Raw genomic sequence first — 16,531 nt, 5'->3', positions numbered from 1 at the left:
GCGGTGTTACCTCAGGCATGAGCCGTGCGTTGCGAATTCTCCTTGCCGCCACCGTCCTGTTTGGCGGCACCGCCGCGCTATCGGCCGCGGAGACCGCGCCGCTGACGCGTGGCACCGCCATCATCGATCCCGATCTCTTGCGCAGGCTCGACGAGGGCGACGCTCTCACGATCTCGCGCCTGGTGTCGCCGGAGCGCAAGGCGGGTGGTGCGCTGACCACCGACCGGCTGTTCGCATCGCTGCCCCAGCTCAAGGATATTCCGCCGGCGATCGACGCGGAGTTCGACCGCTACATTGCGCGGCAGAAGGCAGCCTGGCCGACCGAGACCATCGGCGTCGGCGAAGGCTTTGACGTGCAGCTGTTCGATCGGGCCAATCTGAATTCCCCCGACACGCGCTTCGTGCTGGCCGGCATCGTCAACCGCATGGACCGCGCCTATGTCGGCGAGGAGTCCTGTGGCGAGATCCGGCTGATCTATCGTCTGGCGCGTTTCGACGGCGGCAAGACCGCGACACGCCTGCCGATGACGTTCAATCTGGTGATGAAGGCGCGCGATGCTCGCCAGGCTGACGCCGACGGCAGGCCGATCACTTGCGCCGAGATTGCGCGCCGCTGGCTCGCCAACGGCAACTGGCAGGAGCTGATCGGCGGTCGTGACGACGCGATGCTCGATCGCATCGAGACCAACATCCAGATATCGGTCGCAGCGAAATCGGCGCTGCACGACTTCCGCTCCGACTATCTGCTCAAGGTGTTCAAGTACGACGCGGCCACGAAGACGTTCGCGGAAGCGGTGCTGGAGAACCAGATCGACCGCGACCGGATCATGGCGGACGACGCGCTTCGGCGCGAGTTCAAGGATTGGCTGCTCGAACCCGAGCATCTTCGCGCGTTCGATCGCGGCACTGTGCTGATCCCTGAGAAATTCCTGGCCAGAAGTGCAGTGGTGCCGACGCCGGCCGGCCTCGATGCTTCGGCGCTGCAGCCGGAATTCGGCATGATGCAGGCGGAGGGGGAGGGCAAAGGCGAGCCGGTCTTCACCGACAACGACGTGGTCGGTGCGTTGAAGCGGGCGGCCGCACGCGGCGACATGCAGAACATCCGCTCGGTGGCCGGCTTCCAGCGCCGTCTCAACGACGTCACCTGCGCCGGCTGCCACCAGACCCGCGGCATTGGCGGCTTCCATTTCCCCGGCGTCGACTGGCTGGCCGACAAGCCGTCCAATTCCACCATCGTGCCGGCGTCGCCGCACTTTCTCGGCGACCAGCCCCGCCGTCGCGACATCCTGACCGCCTTCGCCGGCAGCAAACGCCCTGATTTCTCACGCGGATTTGCCAGCCGGCCACAGACCCGCGGCAGCCGCGAGCTCGCCGGCAGCGAGTATCAGGACGGCTGGGGCGCGCATTGTTTCCTGCAGGACGCGGGACCTGGAACGCGAGATGCGAGTTTTACGTCATGGAGCTGTGCTAACGGTCTGACCTGTCAGGCCGCCGCGGCCTCACGCCGCATCGGCATGTGCTTCATCAAGACGCGTTGAGCCCGCAAAAGCGATTTGGATGATTCATGACGGACACCAGCGAAGCCAACAAGGCGCGCAATCGCGAGATCGCGCGCAATGAGGAAGCCAAGCAGGTCATTGGCAGCACCCGCGTCAGCATCTGGGCGGTGGCGGTGGCCGTCATCGCCGGCGGGATCCTATTCACGCTCGGCTGGCTGTCGCTGCGGTAAGCCGCGATGCGAGCTTTCTCTTCGCCTCCCCCCGCGTGCGGGGAGAGGCCGACACGCGAAGCGTGGCGGGTGAGGGGGGCTCCGCGAGCCCAACTCTCACCGTCCTCGCGGAGACTCCCTTTCACCCTAACCCTCTCCCCGCAAGCGGGGAGAGGGGAAGAAGCCTCACTTTGCGTGGTTCGTCATCCGCTTGCCCGGCAGCAATTCGTAAGCCGGCTTCCAGCCGGGCAGCGCGGCCATGCGGCCGAGCCAGCCCTGGATGGCGGGGTGGCTCGTTCCGAAATCGAAACCGTGCTCGTCGCTGGGATAGTGCAGATAGGCCATCATCGAGATATCGGCGACCGTCGGCTTCGCTCCGATCGCGAATTCATTGTGCTGGAGATGCCCGTCGAGAATGCCGAGGAAGTCCTCCAGCCGGCGGCGAAAGTGCTTCAGCACCTGCGGGTCGTTCTTCTCGGTGAAGGCGCGCATGAAGCGGTAGGTCGCCATGTAGCCGGTGAGCTTGTGGTTGTCCCAGAACAGCCAGCGCAGCAGCTCGAACTTCTCGTCCTCGGTCTCGGCGCCGAAGCGGCCGTACTGCTCGGCAAGCTTGAGCAAGAGCGGCGCGGTTTGCGTCATCTTCACGCCGTCGACTTCGAGCACCGGGATTTCGCCCATCTCGTTGACGGCCTTGCGCCATTCCGCCGTGCGCGTGACGCCGCCGGCGAAATCGGTCCACACCGGCTCGAACGTCTCGCCGCACAGCGTCAGCATCAGCGCCAGCTTGTAGCTGTTGCCGGATTCGGGGAAGTAGTGCAGGCGGTAGAGGGGCATGGGGCCTCGTGAGACAATGCAGGACGTTGTGACAGAAGCTACATCGTTCCGCATCGTCATTGCGAGCGCAGCGAAGCAATCCAGAAATGCATCTCCGCCGTCATCCCGGGCTCGCGCTTCGCGCGCCCCGGGACGACGATATGCGGCGCGCTCCTACCCCACCGCTCCCGACCCCCGCAGTTGCCTGATCGCGGCCTCGTCGTATCCCGCCTCGCGCAAAATCTCGTCACTGTGCTCGCCCACCGCAGGCGGCTTGCGCGGCTGCACTTTCTTGGCGCCGTCGATCCAGATCGGGCTGGAGATGGTGAGCATGGTGTCGTTCTCGAACGGCACCAGCACCTCGTTGTCGAGCATCTGCTTGTCGTTGGGGATGTCGTCGAGGATGGCGACGACGCCGAACACGAGGCCGTTGCCGTCAAGGATCTTGCGCCATTCGGCAAGATCCCTGGTGGCGAAGGTCTCGTCAAAAATCTTGATCAATTCCACCGAGCGGGCGTGACGGTCCGCCTTGGTGGCGAAGCGCGGATCGTTGATCAAGTCCTCGCGGCCCAGGCATTTGGCCAGCGCCGGAAACTGCTTCTCCTCGCTCAGCAGCGACAGGATCAGCCAGCGGCCGTCCTTGCACTGGTAGTGGTTGGCGACCGCGTTCAGCGCGCGCTCGCGCGGGCGCCGCTCGCCGAACTTGGCGCCGCAGAGCTTGGCCTGCGCCAGCACGCTTGCGGCCCATACGCCGTTCGCCATCAGGTTGGAGGCGACGTGCGAGCCCTTGCCGGTTTTCTCGCGCTGATACAGCGCGGTGACGATGGCGCCGTAGAACGCCATGGCGCAGGGATGATCGCCCATGCCGGCGACCGAGCGGGCTGGGGTCGTATCGGTGTCGGCGCGGACCAGGTCCATGAGGCCGGAGCGCGCCCAATAGGCGTTGCTGTCGAAGCCGGGCTTGTTGGCCTCCTCGCCCTTCTCGCCATAGCCGGTGAAGGACGCGTAGATCAGCCGGTCGTTGAGATGGGCGAGATGGTCATAGGTGATGCCGAGCTTGGCGCGCACCGGCGGCGGCATGTTGGTGATGAAGACGTCGGCTTCCTCGACCAGCTTGTAGAGCACCGCCTGGGCCTCTGCCTTGGCGAGGTCGAGCGCGATGCTCTTCTTGTTGCGGGCCTCGAGCAGCCAGGCGAAATTGTGCTCGCCGGTGGGGTAGCCCGGCAGGTTCGGCAGGTTGCGATAGGGGTCGCCGGCGCCGGGCGGCTCGATCTTGATGACGTCGGCGCCGAAATCCGACAGCACGGTCGCGGCCGCGGGCGCTGCGATGAAGCTCGCGCAGTCCAGAACTTTCAGGCCGGAAAAGATGCCTTTTTCCATCGCGGCGTTGCTCCCTCGCTCTTGTCGTTTCCCGCGCGCTGGAATTGGCGCGGGCTCATCATGGCAGCATTAGACCGATGTCTCCGCGGGATGCAACGGCGCCCGGCGCAGGGCCTCACTCCTCACCCGCAAGCAACGCCGCGTTGCCGCCGGCTGCGGCCGTATTGATCGTCACGGTCTGCTCGGTGGCAAAGCGCGCCAGGTAATGCGGGCCGCCGGCCTTGGGGCCGGTTCCGGACAGGCCGTTGCCGCCGAACGGCTGCACGCCGACCACGGCGCCGATCATGTTGCGGTTGACGTAGACGTTGCCGATCCGGGCGCGGTCGATGATGGCTTCGATCGTGTCGTCGATGCGCGAATGAATGCCGAGGGTTAGCCCATAGCCGGTGCGCTCGATCGCCTGCAGCACGCGCTCGAGGTTTTCGGCACGATAGCGCACGACGTGCAGGATCGGGCCAAAGACCTCCTCGGTGAGCTGGCCGGCCTCCTTGAGCTCGAAGATGTGCGGCGCGACGAAGCAGCCTTCCGGCGCCTGGCCTGCAAAATGCAGCTTCGCCTCGGTCTTCATCCGCGCGACATGCGCATCGAGCCGCTGCTTGGCCTCCATGTCGATCACAGGACCGACATGAGTCGCGACATCCAAGGGATCGCCGATCCTGAGTTCGCGCGCGGCGCCCGCGATCATCTCGATCATGCGGTCGGCGACGTCCTCCTGCACGAACAACAGCCGCAGCGCCGAGCAGCGCTGGCCGGCGGAACGGAAGGCGGAGGTCACGACGTCGTCGGCGACCTGCTCGGGCAGAGCGGTGGCATCCGCGATCATGGCGTTGATGCCGCCGGTCTCCGCGATCAGCGGCACGATCGGCCCGTCCTTGGCGGCGAGCGTCCGGTTGATCGAGCGCGCCACCTCGGTCGAGCCGGTGAAGACGACGCCCGCGATGTCCGCATGCGCGGTCAGCACGGCCCCGATGCGCCCGTCGCCGGTGACCAGCTGCAGTGCGCTTTTGGGGATGCCGGCCTCGTGCAGCAGGGCGACGGCCTCGCGCGCGATGCGCGGCGTCTGCTCGGCCGGTTTCGCCACCACGCAGTTGCCGGCCATCAGCGCCGCCGTGACCTGGCCCAGGAAAATCGCCAGCGGAAAATTCCAGGGTGAGATCGCCACGAACACGCCGCGGCCGCGCATGGCGAGCGCGTTGCTCTCGCCGGTCGGGCCGGGCATGGCCATCTCGCTGCCGAACAGCTTGCGACCCTGCGCGGCATAATAGCGGCAGAAGTCGGCGGCCTCGCGCAGCTCCGACAGCGCATCGTCGAGCGTCTTGCCGCCTTCGCGTTGGAGCAACGCGATGAAATGCGCGCCACGGCTCTCGAGCAGATGCGCCGCCTGCTCCAGCGCCGCCGCGCGCGTGCCCGCCGGCATCCGGCTCCAGGCCGCAAAGCCGGCACACGCCGCGACAACCGCCGCGTTGGTTTGATCCGGTGTGGCATCCGCAATGGGCTTGAGGTCGGCGGCCTCGGCCTTCACATCTGCCAGCAACTGATCGAGCGCGAGGCGTGCGCCGAACTCGACGCCGCGCGAATTGCGCCGCTCCGGCGCGAACAGATCGCCCGGCAGCGGAATTTTGGGATGCGCCGCCGCTTGCGGCCGGAGGATCGCATCCGCCGGACGCTGCAGCAGCGCCGTAACGGGCACGCGATAATCGGCGGCCTGCGCCACGAACGAGGAATTGGCGCCGTTCTCCAGCAGCCGCCGCACAAGATAGGCCAGCAGATCGCGATGACTGCCGACCGGCGCATAGGTGCGGTATGCGATCTCAGGGTGGTCCCTGGCGAGCTGCTCGTACAGCGCTTCGCCCATGCCGTGCAGGCGCTGGAACTCGAAGGCGCCGCCGTCTGCTGCGAGCTCCAGCACGGTCGCGACCGTCAGCGCATTGTGGGTGGCGAATTGCGGGAAGATGCGCGGCCGCAAGGCCAGCAGCTTCGACGCGCAGGCGAGGTAGTTCAGATCCGTCATCGCCTTGCGTGTGAACACGGGATAGCCGTCGAGCCCGCGCTCCTGCGCGCGCTTGATCTCGGTGTCCCAATAGGCGCCCTTGACGAGGCGCACCATCAGCTTGCGGCCGTGCGCACGGGCCAGTGCATCGACATAGTCGATCACCGCGCTCGCGCGCTTCTGATAGGCCTGGATCGCAAGGCCAAATCCGTCCCAGCCGGCAAGCGAGGGATCGGCGAGCGTCGCCGCGATCACGTCGAGCGACAGCTCCAGCCGGTCGGCTTCCTCGGCATCGACGGTGAAGTTCAGGTCATGCGCCTTGGCGTGCTGGGCGAGGTCCAGCAATAGCGGCACCAGCTCGGACATCACGCGGTCGCGGCTGATCGCCTCGAAGCGGGGATGCAGCGCCGAGAGCTTGACGGAGATGCCGGGCCGGTCGGGCAGGGGGTGCGCGCCAGCCGCCTTGCCGATGGTCTCGATCGCGCTGGCATAGGCATCGAAATAGCGCTTGGCATCGGCCGCCGTACGCGCGCCTTCGCCGAGCATGTCGAAGGAGTAGCGCGACTTCTGGCCGGAGCGCGGCTTACCCCGCTCCAGCGCCTGCTCGATGGTCTCGCCGAGGACAAAGTGATTGCCCATCAGCCGCATCGCCTGGCGAGTCGCGGTGCGCACCGCCGGCGCGCCGAGCCGCTTCACGAGGCGGCCGATGGTACCGTCGGGCGTCTCGCCGGGCTGAATCACCCGCGCGGAGAGACCGAGCGCCCAGGCCGAGGCGTTGACCAGGAAGGCGGTGGACTTGGTCTCGTGGTGGATGAAGTCGCCCTCGCCGAGCTTGTCCTCGATGAACTGGTCGGCGGTGCGCGCATCCGGCACGCGCAGCAGTGCTTCCGCCAGCACCATCAGCGCGAGGCCCTCCTTGGTCGAGAGTGCGAACTCCCGCAGCATGTCCTCGACGCCACCAAGATTGCCTGCGAGCCGGTCGTCGCGCTTGCGGATCGCCTCGATCAGCCGCGTCGCGGTGCGGTCGATCCGCGCCTCCTGCGGCGGGGCCAGATGCGAGGCCGGCAACAGGCGGGCGGCGATCTCGGCATCGTCAGGAGCGTAGGGCGCGGTGAAGGGTGGCGGGATGTTCGGCATGGCATGTCCTGTGGCTGAAATCCAGGATAAGGTCCGTTTGACCGTAGTTCGATGGACAAATTAGACCGTATGCCTTACAAAATGAGGATGAAGGGCGGATTGGCCAGATAAACTATGGAATTGGATCGAAGCGACCGGAAGATCCTCTCGATTTTGCAGGAGGATGGGCGAATCGCCAATGTCGAGCTCGCCGAGCGCATCGGGCTGTCGCCGACCTCGATCGGGGAGCGGCTGAAGCGCCTGCAGCGCGAGGGCTTCGTCGAAGGCTATGGCGCGCGGCTCAACCCGCACCGGCTTGGCCTCGGCCTGCTCGTGTTCGTCGAGGTGCTGCTCGACAAGACCACGCCCGACAATTTCGAACGGTTCGCGCGCGCGGTGAAGCTCGCGCCTGAAGTTCTGGAGTGTCACATGGTTGCCGGCGGCTTCGACTATCTTGTGAAGGCGCGGCTGGCGGACATGGCGGCGTATCGACGCTTTCTCGGCGAGACCCTGCTGTCGATGCCGGGCGTGCGCGAGACGCGGACCTATGCGGTGATGGAAGAGATCAAGCGCGACGCACCGTTGCCGGTGGGCTGACGACATGCCGTCGCGATTGTCATTGCTGTGGCGTTGAACGTGCGGTCTTCCCAGGAAAAATAGTTATCCTCGTGCAATCGCAACGCCTGTCGTCGAATGCACTGGCCGTCTTCTGAAATTTTCTTTGGCCCGCTCCCGGAAGTTGTTCCGGGAGGCAGCAAAGGCTGGCGGGCTTATACTTTGAGGTTCTCTGCGGAGGTCTTGCCCCGGTTTGCGATCTCTTCGTATTCCACCGTCTGTCCCTCGTTGAGCGTGGACAAACCGGCTTTCTGCACTGCCGAGATATGCACGAACACATCCTTGCCCCCCGACGCAGGCTGGATAAATCCATAACCCTTCGTCGGGTTGAACCACTTGACCGTACCTTTAGCCATCACGACTTCTCCGCGGGTCTTCCTCCGAGATCTCGAACCGCCAGTCCCCGCCAACCGGCCGGTTCGGTCCTAACAGGATACGCGGAATGTGGCGGGCTTGGTAGCTCAAACCACATCGGCATTTCGCCGAATTCCGCTCAACTTCGCGGCGCTTTTGCCGGTTTTGCCCGTTTCGCGGTCAAATGAGTGGCGGGCTGCGGTAACGTTCTTTCTTACCCTCCCCTGGAGGGGGAGGGTCGCTACGCATGGAGCGTAGCGCAATGCGTAGCGGGGTGGGGTGACAGTCTCTCCGCATCGAGCGCTGTTCGTGTTGAGAGATCACCCCACCCCGCTCGCGCTCCGCGCGATCGACCCTCCCCCTCCAGGGGAGGGTGAGAATAAAGCGCGCGCCGTCCGTCAATAGGTCGCGGCCAGATAATCGACGATCTTGCCGACGTCGGCATCGTCGATCGGCGCGCCATAGACCTTGATCATCTTGGTCACCTCGGCCTGCCAGAAGCCTTTCCTGTCCTTCATCGGCGGCTGCGTCTTGATGTAGTCGGCCGAGTGGCAGGCGCTGCAATTGCCCTTGACGACCTCGAGATTGGGGCCCGGCTTGAAGGCGGCGACCTCGTCCGGAAGCTGGTAGTTGACGGGCGCCGCGGTCGCGGCCGCAAGGCCGGTGGCGAGGGCAAGCGTGATGGCGAGGAGGACGGTGCGCTGCATGATCATTCTCCCTCACGCCACGCTGACGCGAACGGTTTCGACGACGTTGCGCAGATAACCCGCCGGGTTCCAGCGCGGCGTATCCGGCTGCGTCTCGCCGCCATTGCCGGTGGCGCGCACCTTGAGCTCGACATTGCCCGCCGCGAGCTTCACCGGCAGCTTCCATTCGCGGAAGGCGTACTTGCCGAGGTCCTTGCCGAGCTTGGCGCTCACCCAGCTCTTGCCGCCGTCGGTGGAGACCTGGACCTCCTTGATGCCCTTGCCGCCGTCGAAGGCGATGCCGCGCAGCGTCGTGCGGCCGGCCTTCAGCTTGGCACCGTCAGGCACGCTGGTGATGAAGGAGCGGATGGTGAAGCGGTTGATCGGGATCGTCGCCTTCGGCGCGGTGCCGGGCTCGATCGAATTATCAGGCGTATCGGGGATGCGATAGGCCGACTTCATCCAGAAGCCGTCATAGACATTGTCGATGACGGTGATCTCGTTGAGGTGCTTGACCCAGTATGTGCCGTAATAGCCGGGCACGATCAGGCGCAGCGGAAAGCCGTTGAGGAACGGCAAATCCTCGCCGTTCATGCCATAGGCCAGCATCACCTCGCCGTCACTGGCGTGAGCGATGTCGAGCGCCTTGACGAAATCGGGCGTCTTGTCGCTGACCGGGCCGTCCATGCCGCCAAACGTGACCTGCTTGGCGCCGCTCTGCACGCCGGCCATCTCCAACACGGCCTTCAGCGGCACGCCGCGCCAGCGCGCGCAGCCCATGGCGCCGTTGGCGAGCTGGCCGCCGGCGACGCGCGGCTCGAAGAAGCCGCGGCTGTTGCCGGAGCATTGCGCGACGGCGACGATCTCCGTCGCCTTCATCTTCCTGATGTCCTTCAGCGACAGTTTCAGCGGCTTGTCGACCTTGCCCTTGACCTCCAGCGTGAACTTGTCGGGGTCGAGATTGTAGGGCAGGTCGGAGAGGTGATAGCGCACGAAGAACGCGTTATTCGGCGTGATCGGGCCGTCATTGAAGATCGCAAACGGCGTCTCGAGCTGCGGCGGCCGGCTGGTGAGGCCGATCATTGCCCGCTTCTGCGGATATTTCACCAACGGCCGTTCGCCATTGGCGAAGGGGAGCGTGACGGTGTCGAGTGCCAAGGTCCTGGTGGAATTCAGTGTGGCCGCAAGTGCGGCAAAGCCCGCCCCTTTGAGCAGGTCGCGTCGATCGAACATAGGGTCTCCTCCCGGAGCTTTTCGTTGAATCAGCGGTCATCACCGCGATCCTGCGCTCATCTGTCGCAACGAATGAGATGAAGTCAATTCGTGCTTTCGCAGCAGGCCCATGCCGCTGCGTTGCAGCAGGCCGGTGTCACGGAGACAAGCATGTGGCCAAGTTCTCTCTGCGGCGGCGGTGGGCTCCCTCGCCCCGCTTGCGGGGAGAGGCGAACATCAGGCCGCGACGCGCTCCCTGCGATCGACCAGCGCCGCCAGCTCCCTTGCGTCCGTCACCACGCGCACGGCCATCGGCTCGTCGCGGCCGCGGATCGCGACTTCCTGTTGCGGCAGCGCATCGTCGGCGAGGCCCGCCGTGCTGCGGATCTCGTCCGAGACGATCGCCTCGCAGGCCAGCGTCTTGGTCATGTCCTGCAGGCGGGCGGCGACGTTGACGGCATCGCCCAGCGCGGTGAAGACGATGTGATCGCGATAGCCGATGTCGCCGATGATGACCTCGCCGCCGTGAATGCCGACGCCGAAGCGGATCGGCTGGCGAAGATCGTGGCTCAGGAGCTGGTTCAGTTCGTCGATATGGGTGGCGATGCCGCTAGCCGCCTTCAGCGCCTGGCGGCAAGCGGTTTGCGGATCGGCCGTGAGCCCGAACAGCGCCAGCATGCCGTCGCCGACGAACTGGTTCGGCTGGCCGCCATTCTCGATCACGGCCTGCGACACCGCGCCGAGGAAGCGGTTGACGATGAACACGGTGTCGAACGGCAGCCGCTTCTCGGCGAGCTGCGTCGAGCCGCGCATGTCCACGAACAGGCTAACGAGATAGCGCTCCTGGCCGATGCTCGCCGGCGCCGAGGCGTGTGCGCTCGTAGACGATGTTTGCGGCGTGAAGAGCTGGAAGAAGGAGAGGTCGGAGGTCGGCCGCAACTGGCAGGCCAGCCTGATCGAGGGATCGTTGGTGCCGACGCGGGTGAGCACGAAGGCCTCGCGCTGCGACGGCTCGGGCAGGACGGCATGATCGCCGATGACGCGGATGCGGCAGGTCGAGCAGCGGGCGCGGCCGCCGCAGACGCTGGCATGGGGCAGATTGTGCCGCAGGCTCGCTTCCAGCACGGAGAGGCCCTTGGGGACCCGCACCGTCCTGCCGTTGCCGTAGGACAGCGCGATCATGCCGCCGCGCCGCTCGCGCCAGGCCCGCACGCCGCGCGCCGCCAGCGCCAGACCCAGCAGCCCGAAATAGGTGATGGTGAAAGCGCCGGTGATGCGGTCGAGCGTCGCGGCCTCGGCCGTCGTGCCGACCTGACGGCGGGTGAGATTGTGCGTGCGCCATTCCCCGTCATCGGCTTCGAAGGCGACGTTGCGGCCGCCCTGATAGATGCCGAGCAGCGACAGCGTCGGGACCAGCACGGCGGCGGCGAGCAGATAGGGCGCGGCACGCGTGAAGAACGGCTTGAGACGAAGCCAGAAATAGAGGCCGATGCAGCCGTGCACCCAGGCGACGAGCAGCAGGATCGTCATCTGCCACAGCCGGCCGGGCGCGGCGACGAAGAACAGATAGAGCTCCTGCGGATAGAGCTTCTGATGACCGTACAGCGTGTAGCCGAGCCGCACTCCGACCACGTGCGCCATGACCAGTGCGGGTATGCTGAGGCCCAGCACGAGCTGCAGCGGCTCGATCGTGCGCCAGCGGAACTGGCGGCGCTGATACAGCGCGTAGATGCCGAGCCCCATATGGGTGAGCGCGGCGGTGTAGAACACGATCGCAACGGGGAGGAACTGCCAGAACGCGGTGTGGTAGTACACCCCGGCCTCCATGGCCTCGACCGAGATATTGCCGAGCGCATGGTTGAGGAAATGGCTGATCACGTAGGAGAACAGGATCAAGCCGCAGACCAGCCGCACCTGCCGCACGCTGGTCGCGCGGACGAGTTCGGACAATTGTGCAGATGCGATGGCCATGATGTGGTTGTATCAGTTCACCAAGGAGAACAGCCAGCGTAGCGGTTAATTCCCGATGTGGACAGGCTGTGAGATCACATGCGCGGCAAGGCGCCTCCCACTCCGCTGTCGTCCCGGACAAGCGCGCCCTCTGGCGCGCGCCGATCCGGGATCCATAACCCCGGAGAGCGGTTGCGGGGCGGGCCGGCAACTCCGAGTCATCGCCAAACTCCGCCCTGGGGTCATGGGTCCCGGGTCTGCGCTGACGCTTGCCCGGGACGACAGCGGTATTTGTAGCGCGGTCCCCCCCGCATTGACTCCCCCTCCCAAGTTGGGGAAAAGCGCGGCCGTGACGATCGCTCCCGACATCTCTGCGAAGCCAGACGGCGCCGAACGCCGTCTCATCCTGATCGCCGTGGCCGTCATCGCCGCGATGACGCTGCTTCGCGTCGTCTATGCCTCCGCGATCGAGCTGCGCACCGACGAGGCCTATTACTGGACCTGGTCGAAGGAGGGCGCGCTGAGCTTCCTCGATCATCCCCCGGGCATCGCCTGGCTGATCCGCCTGGGAACCGCAATCCTCGGCGACACCACGCTCGGGGTGCGCCTCGGTGGCATCGTCGCGATGCTGCTGACGCAGCTGCTGCTGGCCGACATCGTCCGCCGCCTCACCCATGATGTGCGCGCGATCGTGCTCGCGGTGCTGATGCCGGAAGCTGCGCTCTATTACGGTCTGCTGATGGCCAAGGTCGCGCCCGATGTCGCCATGATCCCGTTCGCGGTGGCGATGATGTGGGCGCTGGTGCTGATAGCGCAGAGCGGCGACGGACGCTGGTGGCTGGCGGCCGGCCTGTTCGCCGGCCTGTCGATGCTGTCGAAATTCACCGCGGTCATGTTTGCCCCCGCAGTTGCCGCCTTTCTGCTGGTGCCGGATTGGCGCTGGCGCTGGCTGCGCAGTCCGTATCCCTATCTCGCGGTCCTGGTCGCAATCCTCGTGTTCTCGCCGGTGCTGATCTGGAACGCGCAGCACGATTGGGCCTCGTTTCGTTTCCAGGGCGTGCGCGCCACCGCCAATTACGGCATCTCGCTGCGCACGATCGGCGATTACGTCGGCCTGCAATTCGGCCTGGTCGGCTTCGTCATGTTGCCGGTGGTGCTGACGGGCCTCGTGCTGACGGCATGGCGCGGCTATCGCACGCGCGAGCCCGTTGCGATCCTGTTGTCGACCGCGGTGCTGGTGCCGTTCGCCTATTTTCTCTTCAAGTCGTCGACGCTCCGGGTTGGCGACACCTGGCCGATGTTCATGTGGCCGGTCGGCTTCGCTGCAGCCGCGGTCAACCTCGCGGCCATGATGAAGGAGGATTGGTCGGCGCGCATGCTGAGATCGTCGGTGTTCTGGGCCAGGACCGCCGTCGGCTCGGGCCTCGCCTTCGTCGTCATCGTGTTCCTCTATTATGTCGCCGCGCCCTTCAATCTGCTCGGCAAGATCGATCCGATCGGCGCCGAGGCCGGCTATGAGCAGGTCGCCGCGCATGCCCAGGCGGCGCTCGATGAGACCGGTGCGACCTGGATCGCGACCACGGACTACCGCACCTACGCCATGATGCGCTGGCTGTTCCGCGGCCGCGTGCCCGTCATCGAGCTCAACGAGCGCGGCCGCTTCCAGGATTTCCGTGATCCCGGCATGGACCGGATCAAGGGCCACGCCGGCATCTATGTCGGGCGCGAGCCGGACGATCGTTCGTCGCTTTGGGAGAACATTCCGGCGAAGCGCGAGCCGCTCGGAGAGGTCGAACGAAGCTGGCGGGGTGTTCGCGCGGATAACTATGTGATCGAAAAGCTCACGGGATGGACGCCGGAGCTGTCACCGCCGAAGGATTCGCCGCTGTTCCAGTGGAAGGTGCTGGCGGGGGGATTCAGCGCGAGACTCGCGCGGTTTCTCTTACCCTCCCCTGGAGGGGGAGGGTCGATCGCGCGCAGCGCGAGCGGGGTGGGGTGATCTCTCCACTCGGGCAGCGTTCAAGGAGGAGAGACTGTCACCCCACCCCGTCTCGCATCGCTGGCGCGCTGCGAGCCGACCCTCCCCCTCCAGGGGAGGGTAAGGAAGAGCCCGCTACTCCTCCTCGTCCTTCTTCCGCAACAAATCCGTCGCGAGGTCCGACAGTTTCGGCGGCGGCAGGGCGGCGAAGGGCAGCGGCCTTGTGACGTCGATGGCGGCAAGGCCCAGCCGCGCCGTCAGCAATCCGTTCAGCACGCCTTCGCCGAGCCGCTGCGATAGCTTCGCCGCGATGCCATGTCCCAGCATCTGCTGCACCAGGCTGTCGCTCGCGGCCATGCCACCGGTGATGGCGAGATGGGTGATGACGTGGCGGAGCAGGCGGATCATGCCGAGCGCGCCGGGGCGGCCGCCATAGAGGTAGGCGAGCTGGCGGATCAGGCGCAGCGCTGCGACGAACACGAACAGCACGTCGATCGCCGCGCGCGGTGACACCGCCGTGACGATCGAGACCTTTTGCGCGGCTGAGGACACCAGTCGCCGCGCTTCCGCATCGAGCGGCGACATCAATTCGCGCTCGGCGAGCCGGATCATGTCGGCGCCGTCGATGATCTCGCCGGTGTGGCTCTCCAGCGCGGCGCGGGCGCGGGCGAGCTGCGGGTTCTGGTGCGCGATCTCGAGCAGATCCCGCACGATGACGCGGCTTTCCTTGCGGTCGTCGCTGGCAAGCACGGCCGCCGCGCGCGCATGCAGTTTCTCGATAGTGGCAAGGCGCGCGAGCCCGAACGCCTCGCGGCCGATCACGACCGCGAGCGCCAGAGCGGTGACGGCAGCGAAGGCAAGGCCGACATAGCCGAGCGTTTCGCTGCGCGCGAACAGATCCTCGATCAGACGGACGACGCCGAGCCCGGTGCCGAGCAGCGTCAGCCCGCCCAGCCCCGACCAGAACAGCGTGCCCCAGGGAAATCTGCGCCGTGCGGGAACGGCGGCCGCGATCGGCACCGGCAGCGCCTGCGGGTCATGCTCCGGCGTGATCTGGATGGTGGCGCGGCTGAGCCGGCTGGTCTCGTCGGCTTCGGTGACGACGACGCCGGGATCGTCGAGCCGGAACGTCGCCGGCCGCCGTGGCTTCGATCGGTCGTTCATGCGAGCTTGTCTCCGATCAGGAACTGCAAGGCACGGTCGAGGCGGATGTGAGGCAGCGTCGGCGGCTCGGTGCCTTCGCGGTCCAGTGGGGGCGGGCGGAAGCGCAGGAAACGAAAATCACTTCTTTCGGCGGCCTCGGTGGAGAGGCCACGGAACGCATCGGTGCCGTTGAACAGCGGCTCGGGGTCGAGCGGCAGGTCGCCCGGAAACGTCGCCACTTCGGTGTTGCCGTCGAAGAACTCGCCGCCGGCGCTTTCGCCTGCGGCCGGCGTTCCCAGGATCGACGGCAATTTGTCGCGGCCGCGCGCGACCTGCGCCTCCCTCGTCGCCCGCACCGCGGCCAGCGCCACCACGTCGATGGCCGCGCCGGTATTTTCCGCGCGCGCGACTGCGCCCGCGACGGCGCGGCGCAGCACGGCCTCGAGCCGGTCGTGGCTGGAATGATGCAGATGATCGGCCTTGGTCGCCGCGAACAGGATGCGGTCGATGCGCGGCCGGAACAGGCTGGAAAGGATCGTGCTGCGGCCGATGTTGAAGCAGTCGAGAATGCCGGCCAGTGCGGCTTCGAGATCGTGCAGCGCCTCGGGACCGGAGTTGAACGCGGCGAGCGCGTCGGCCAGCACGATCTGGCGATCGAGCCGGGCAAAATGATCGCGGAAGAACGGCCGCACCACGACGTCCTTGTAGGCCTCGAAGCGGCGCACCATCATTGCCCACAGCGATCCATCCGGGGCCTGACCGCCAACCGGCACGTCGAGCGGTGCAAAGGTCAGCGCGGGGGAGCCCGCGAGATTGCCGGGCATCAGGAAACGGCCGGGCGGCAACAGGCTCATGGCAAAGCGCTCGTCGCGGCAGGCGCGCAGATAATCGGTGAAGAGTTTTGCAGCGGTGAGCGTCGCCTGCTCGTCCTCGCGCGCTTCGGGCTTGAGTGTTGCGAGATGCGTGTGCCATTCGCTCGCAAGATGCGCGCGCGGTGCCTCGCGCGACAAGGCAAGGCTCTCCGCCGACCATTGCTCGAAGCTCTTCTGCAGCAGCGGCAGGTCGAGCAGCCATTCGCCGGGATAGTCGACGATGTCCAGCGTCAGCGTGCGGTCGGCGCCGTTCGGGCGTTGATAGTCGATGACAAGCCTGAGCTCGCTGATGTCGACGGTCGAGCTTGGCCAGCGCCGTTCCTCGACCAGCGCACGCAGATGGTTTTCATAGGCGAAGCGCGGCACGGCATCGTCGGGCTGCGGCGCCAGATGCGCCCGCGCGATCCGGCCCGAGGCGTAGGCGTCGAACACCGGAAACCGGCCGCCGCGGGTGAGGCCGTGGATCAGCGCGGTGATGAACACGGTCTTGCCGGCCCGCGACAGGCCCGTGACCCCGAGCCGTACCGTCGGATTGAAGAAGTGCTCGCCATAGTCGATCAGCGCCTGCGCGGACAGCCGCGCTTCTTCGACCATATCCTGGAAACTGAATGCCATATGAACGTTAGTGGATCCGGGGCGGGCGGAATGTGTGTCCGTTCACAAAAGTGGCAATTGCGTGGGGAAAATCAAGCTCCATACTTCCACCGCCTTTGT

At 66.2% G+C, this 16,531-nt stretch carries 13 protein-coding genes; 4 read left to right on the top strand and 9 right to left on the bottom strand.

What is annotated here, in order from left to right; all coding sequences use genetic code 11:
* The first annotated feature begins 17 nt into the window (after positions 1–17).
* Positions 18–1,538: a hypothetical protein gene (locus tag UNPF46_RS28250; RefSeq protein ID WP_142252181.1), complete on the top strand. Its 1,521-nt coding sequence runs from the start codon at positions 18–20 to the stop codon at positions 1,536–1,538.
* Positions 1,539–1,564: 26 nt separating this feature from the next.
* Entirely contained in the window at positions 1,565–1,729 is a 165-nt protein-coding gene (locus UNPF46_RS37730; RefSeq protein ID WP_181770152.1) for a hypothetical protein, read from the top strand.
* 165 nt (positions 1,730–1,894) lie between these two features.
* Here the strand turns inward: UNPF46_RS37730 and UNPF46_RS28245 are convergent, their stop codons facing one another.
* From UNPF46_RS28245 to putA, 3 genes are all read right to left on the bottom strand, one after another.
* On the bottom strand, positions 1,895–2,542 hold the full coding sequence (locus UNPF46_RS28245; protein ID WP_142252180.1) for a glutathione S-transferase family protein: 648 nt from the start codon (positions 2,540–2,542) through the stop codon (positions 1,895–1,897).
* A gap of 153 nt (positions 2,543–2,695) precedes the next feature.
* Complete coding sequence (locus tag UNPF46_RS28240; RefSeq protein ID WP_142252179.1) at positions 2,696–3,901, bottom strand: CaiB/BaiF CoA transferase family protein; 1,206 nt, start codon at positions 3,899–3,901, stop codon at positions 2,696–2,698.
* A gap of 115 nt (positions 3,902–4,016) precedes the next feature.
* On the bottom strand, positions 4,017–7,028 hold the full coding sequence (putA, locus tag UNPF46_RS28235) for a bifunctional proline dehydrogenase/L-glutamate gamma-semialdehyde dehydrogenase PutA (protein WP_142252178.1): 3,012 nt from the start codon (positions 7,026–7,028) through the stop codon (positions 4,017–4,019).
* Between the two features lie 114 nt (positions 7,029–7,142).
* Here putA and UNPF46_RS28230 point away from each other — a divergent pair, with 114 nt between their 5' ends.
* Positions 7,143–7,604 (top strand): Lrp/AsnC ligand binding domain-containing protein, encoded by a 462-nt coding sequence (locus UNPF46_RS28230; RefSeq protein ID WP_142252177.1) that lies wholly within the window; start codon positions 7,143–7,145, stop codon positions 7,602–7,604.
* 173 nt (positions 7,605–7,777) lie between these two features.
* On the opposite strand, the gene UNPF46_RS28225 is transcribed toward UNPF46_RS28230, so the two are convergent.
* From UNPF46_RS28225 to UNPF46_RS28205, 4 genes are all read right to left on the bottom strand, one after another.
* Positions 7,778–7,978 carry a cold-shock protein gene (locus tag UNPF46_RS28225; protein WP_008563500.1) on the bottom strand — a complete coding sequence of 67 codons (201 nt, stop codon included), beginning with the start codon at positions 7,976–7,978 and terminating at the stop codon, positions 7,778–7,780.
* Positions 7,979–8,374: 396 nt separating this feature from the next.
* A complete protein-coding gene (sorB, locus tag UNPF46_RS28215) occupies positions 8,375–8,683 on the bottom strand; it encodes a SorB family sulfite dehydrogenase c-type cytochrome subunit (RefSeq protein WP_174719006.1) in 309 nt (102 codons plus the stop codon).
* 12 nt (positions 8,684–8,695) lie between these two features.
* On the bottom strand, positions 8,696–9,895 hold the full coding sequence (gene sorA, locus UNPF46_RS28210) for a SorA family sulfite dehydrogenase catalytic subunit (RefSeq protein ID WP_142252175.1): 1,200 nt from the start codon (positions 9,893–9,895) through the stop codon (positions 8,696–8,698).
* Between the two features lie 216 nt (positions 9,896–10,111).
* A complete protein-coding gene (locus UNPF46_RS28205) occupies positions 10,112–11,845 on the bottom strand; it encodes an adenylate/guanylate cyclase domain-containing protein (protein ID WP_142252174.1) in 1,734 nt (577 codons plus the stop codon).
* Between the two features lie 412 nt (positions 11,846–12,257).
* Here UNPF46_RS28205 and UNPF46_RS28200 point away from each other — a divergent pair, with 412 nt between their 5' ends.
* Positions 12,258–13,823, top strand: a complete 1,566-nt coding sequence (locus UNPF46_RS28200) for a glycosyltransferase family 39 protein (protein ID WP_142252199.1) — start codon at positions 12,258–12,260, stop codon at positions 13,821–13,823.
* A gap of 114 nt (positions 13,824–13,937) precedes the next feature.
* On the opposite strand, the gene UNPF46_RS28195 is transcribed toward UNPF46_RS28200, so the two are convergent.
* Positions 13,938–14,966 (bottom strand): YcjF family protein, encoded by a 1,029-nt coding sequence (locus UNPF46_RS28195; RefSeq protein ID WP_142252173.1) that lies wholly within the window; start codon positions 14,964–14,966, stop codon positions 13,938–13,940.
* A complete protein-coding gene (locus UNPF46_RS28190) occupies positions 14,963–16,432 on the bottom strand; it encodes a YcjX family GTP-binding protein (protein ID WP_142252172.1) in 1,470 nt (489 codons plus the stop codon). The genes UNPF46_RS28195 and UNPF46_RS28190 overlap by 4 nt, the downstream gene beginning before the upstream one ends.
* Positions 16,433–16,531 lie beyond the last annotated feature (99 nt).

Source organism: Bradyrhizobium sp. UNPF46 (assembly GCF_006658625.1).
Lineage (GTDB): Bacteria > Pseudomonadota > Alphaproteobacteria > Rhizobiales > Xanthobacteraceae > Bradyrhizobium > Bradyrhizobium nitroreducens.
This window is presented reverse-complemented; position numbering and strand designations above follow the sequence as displayed.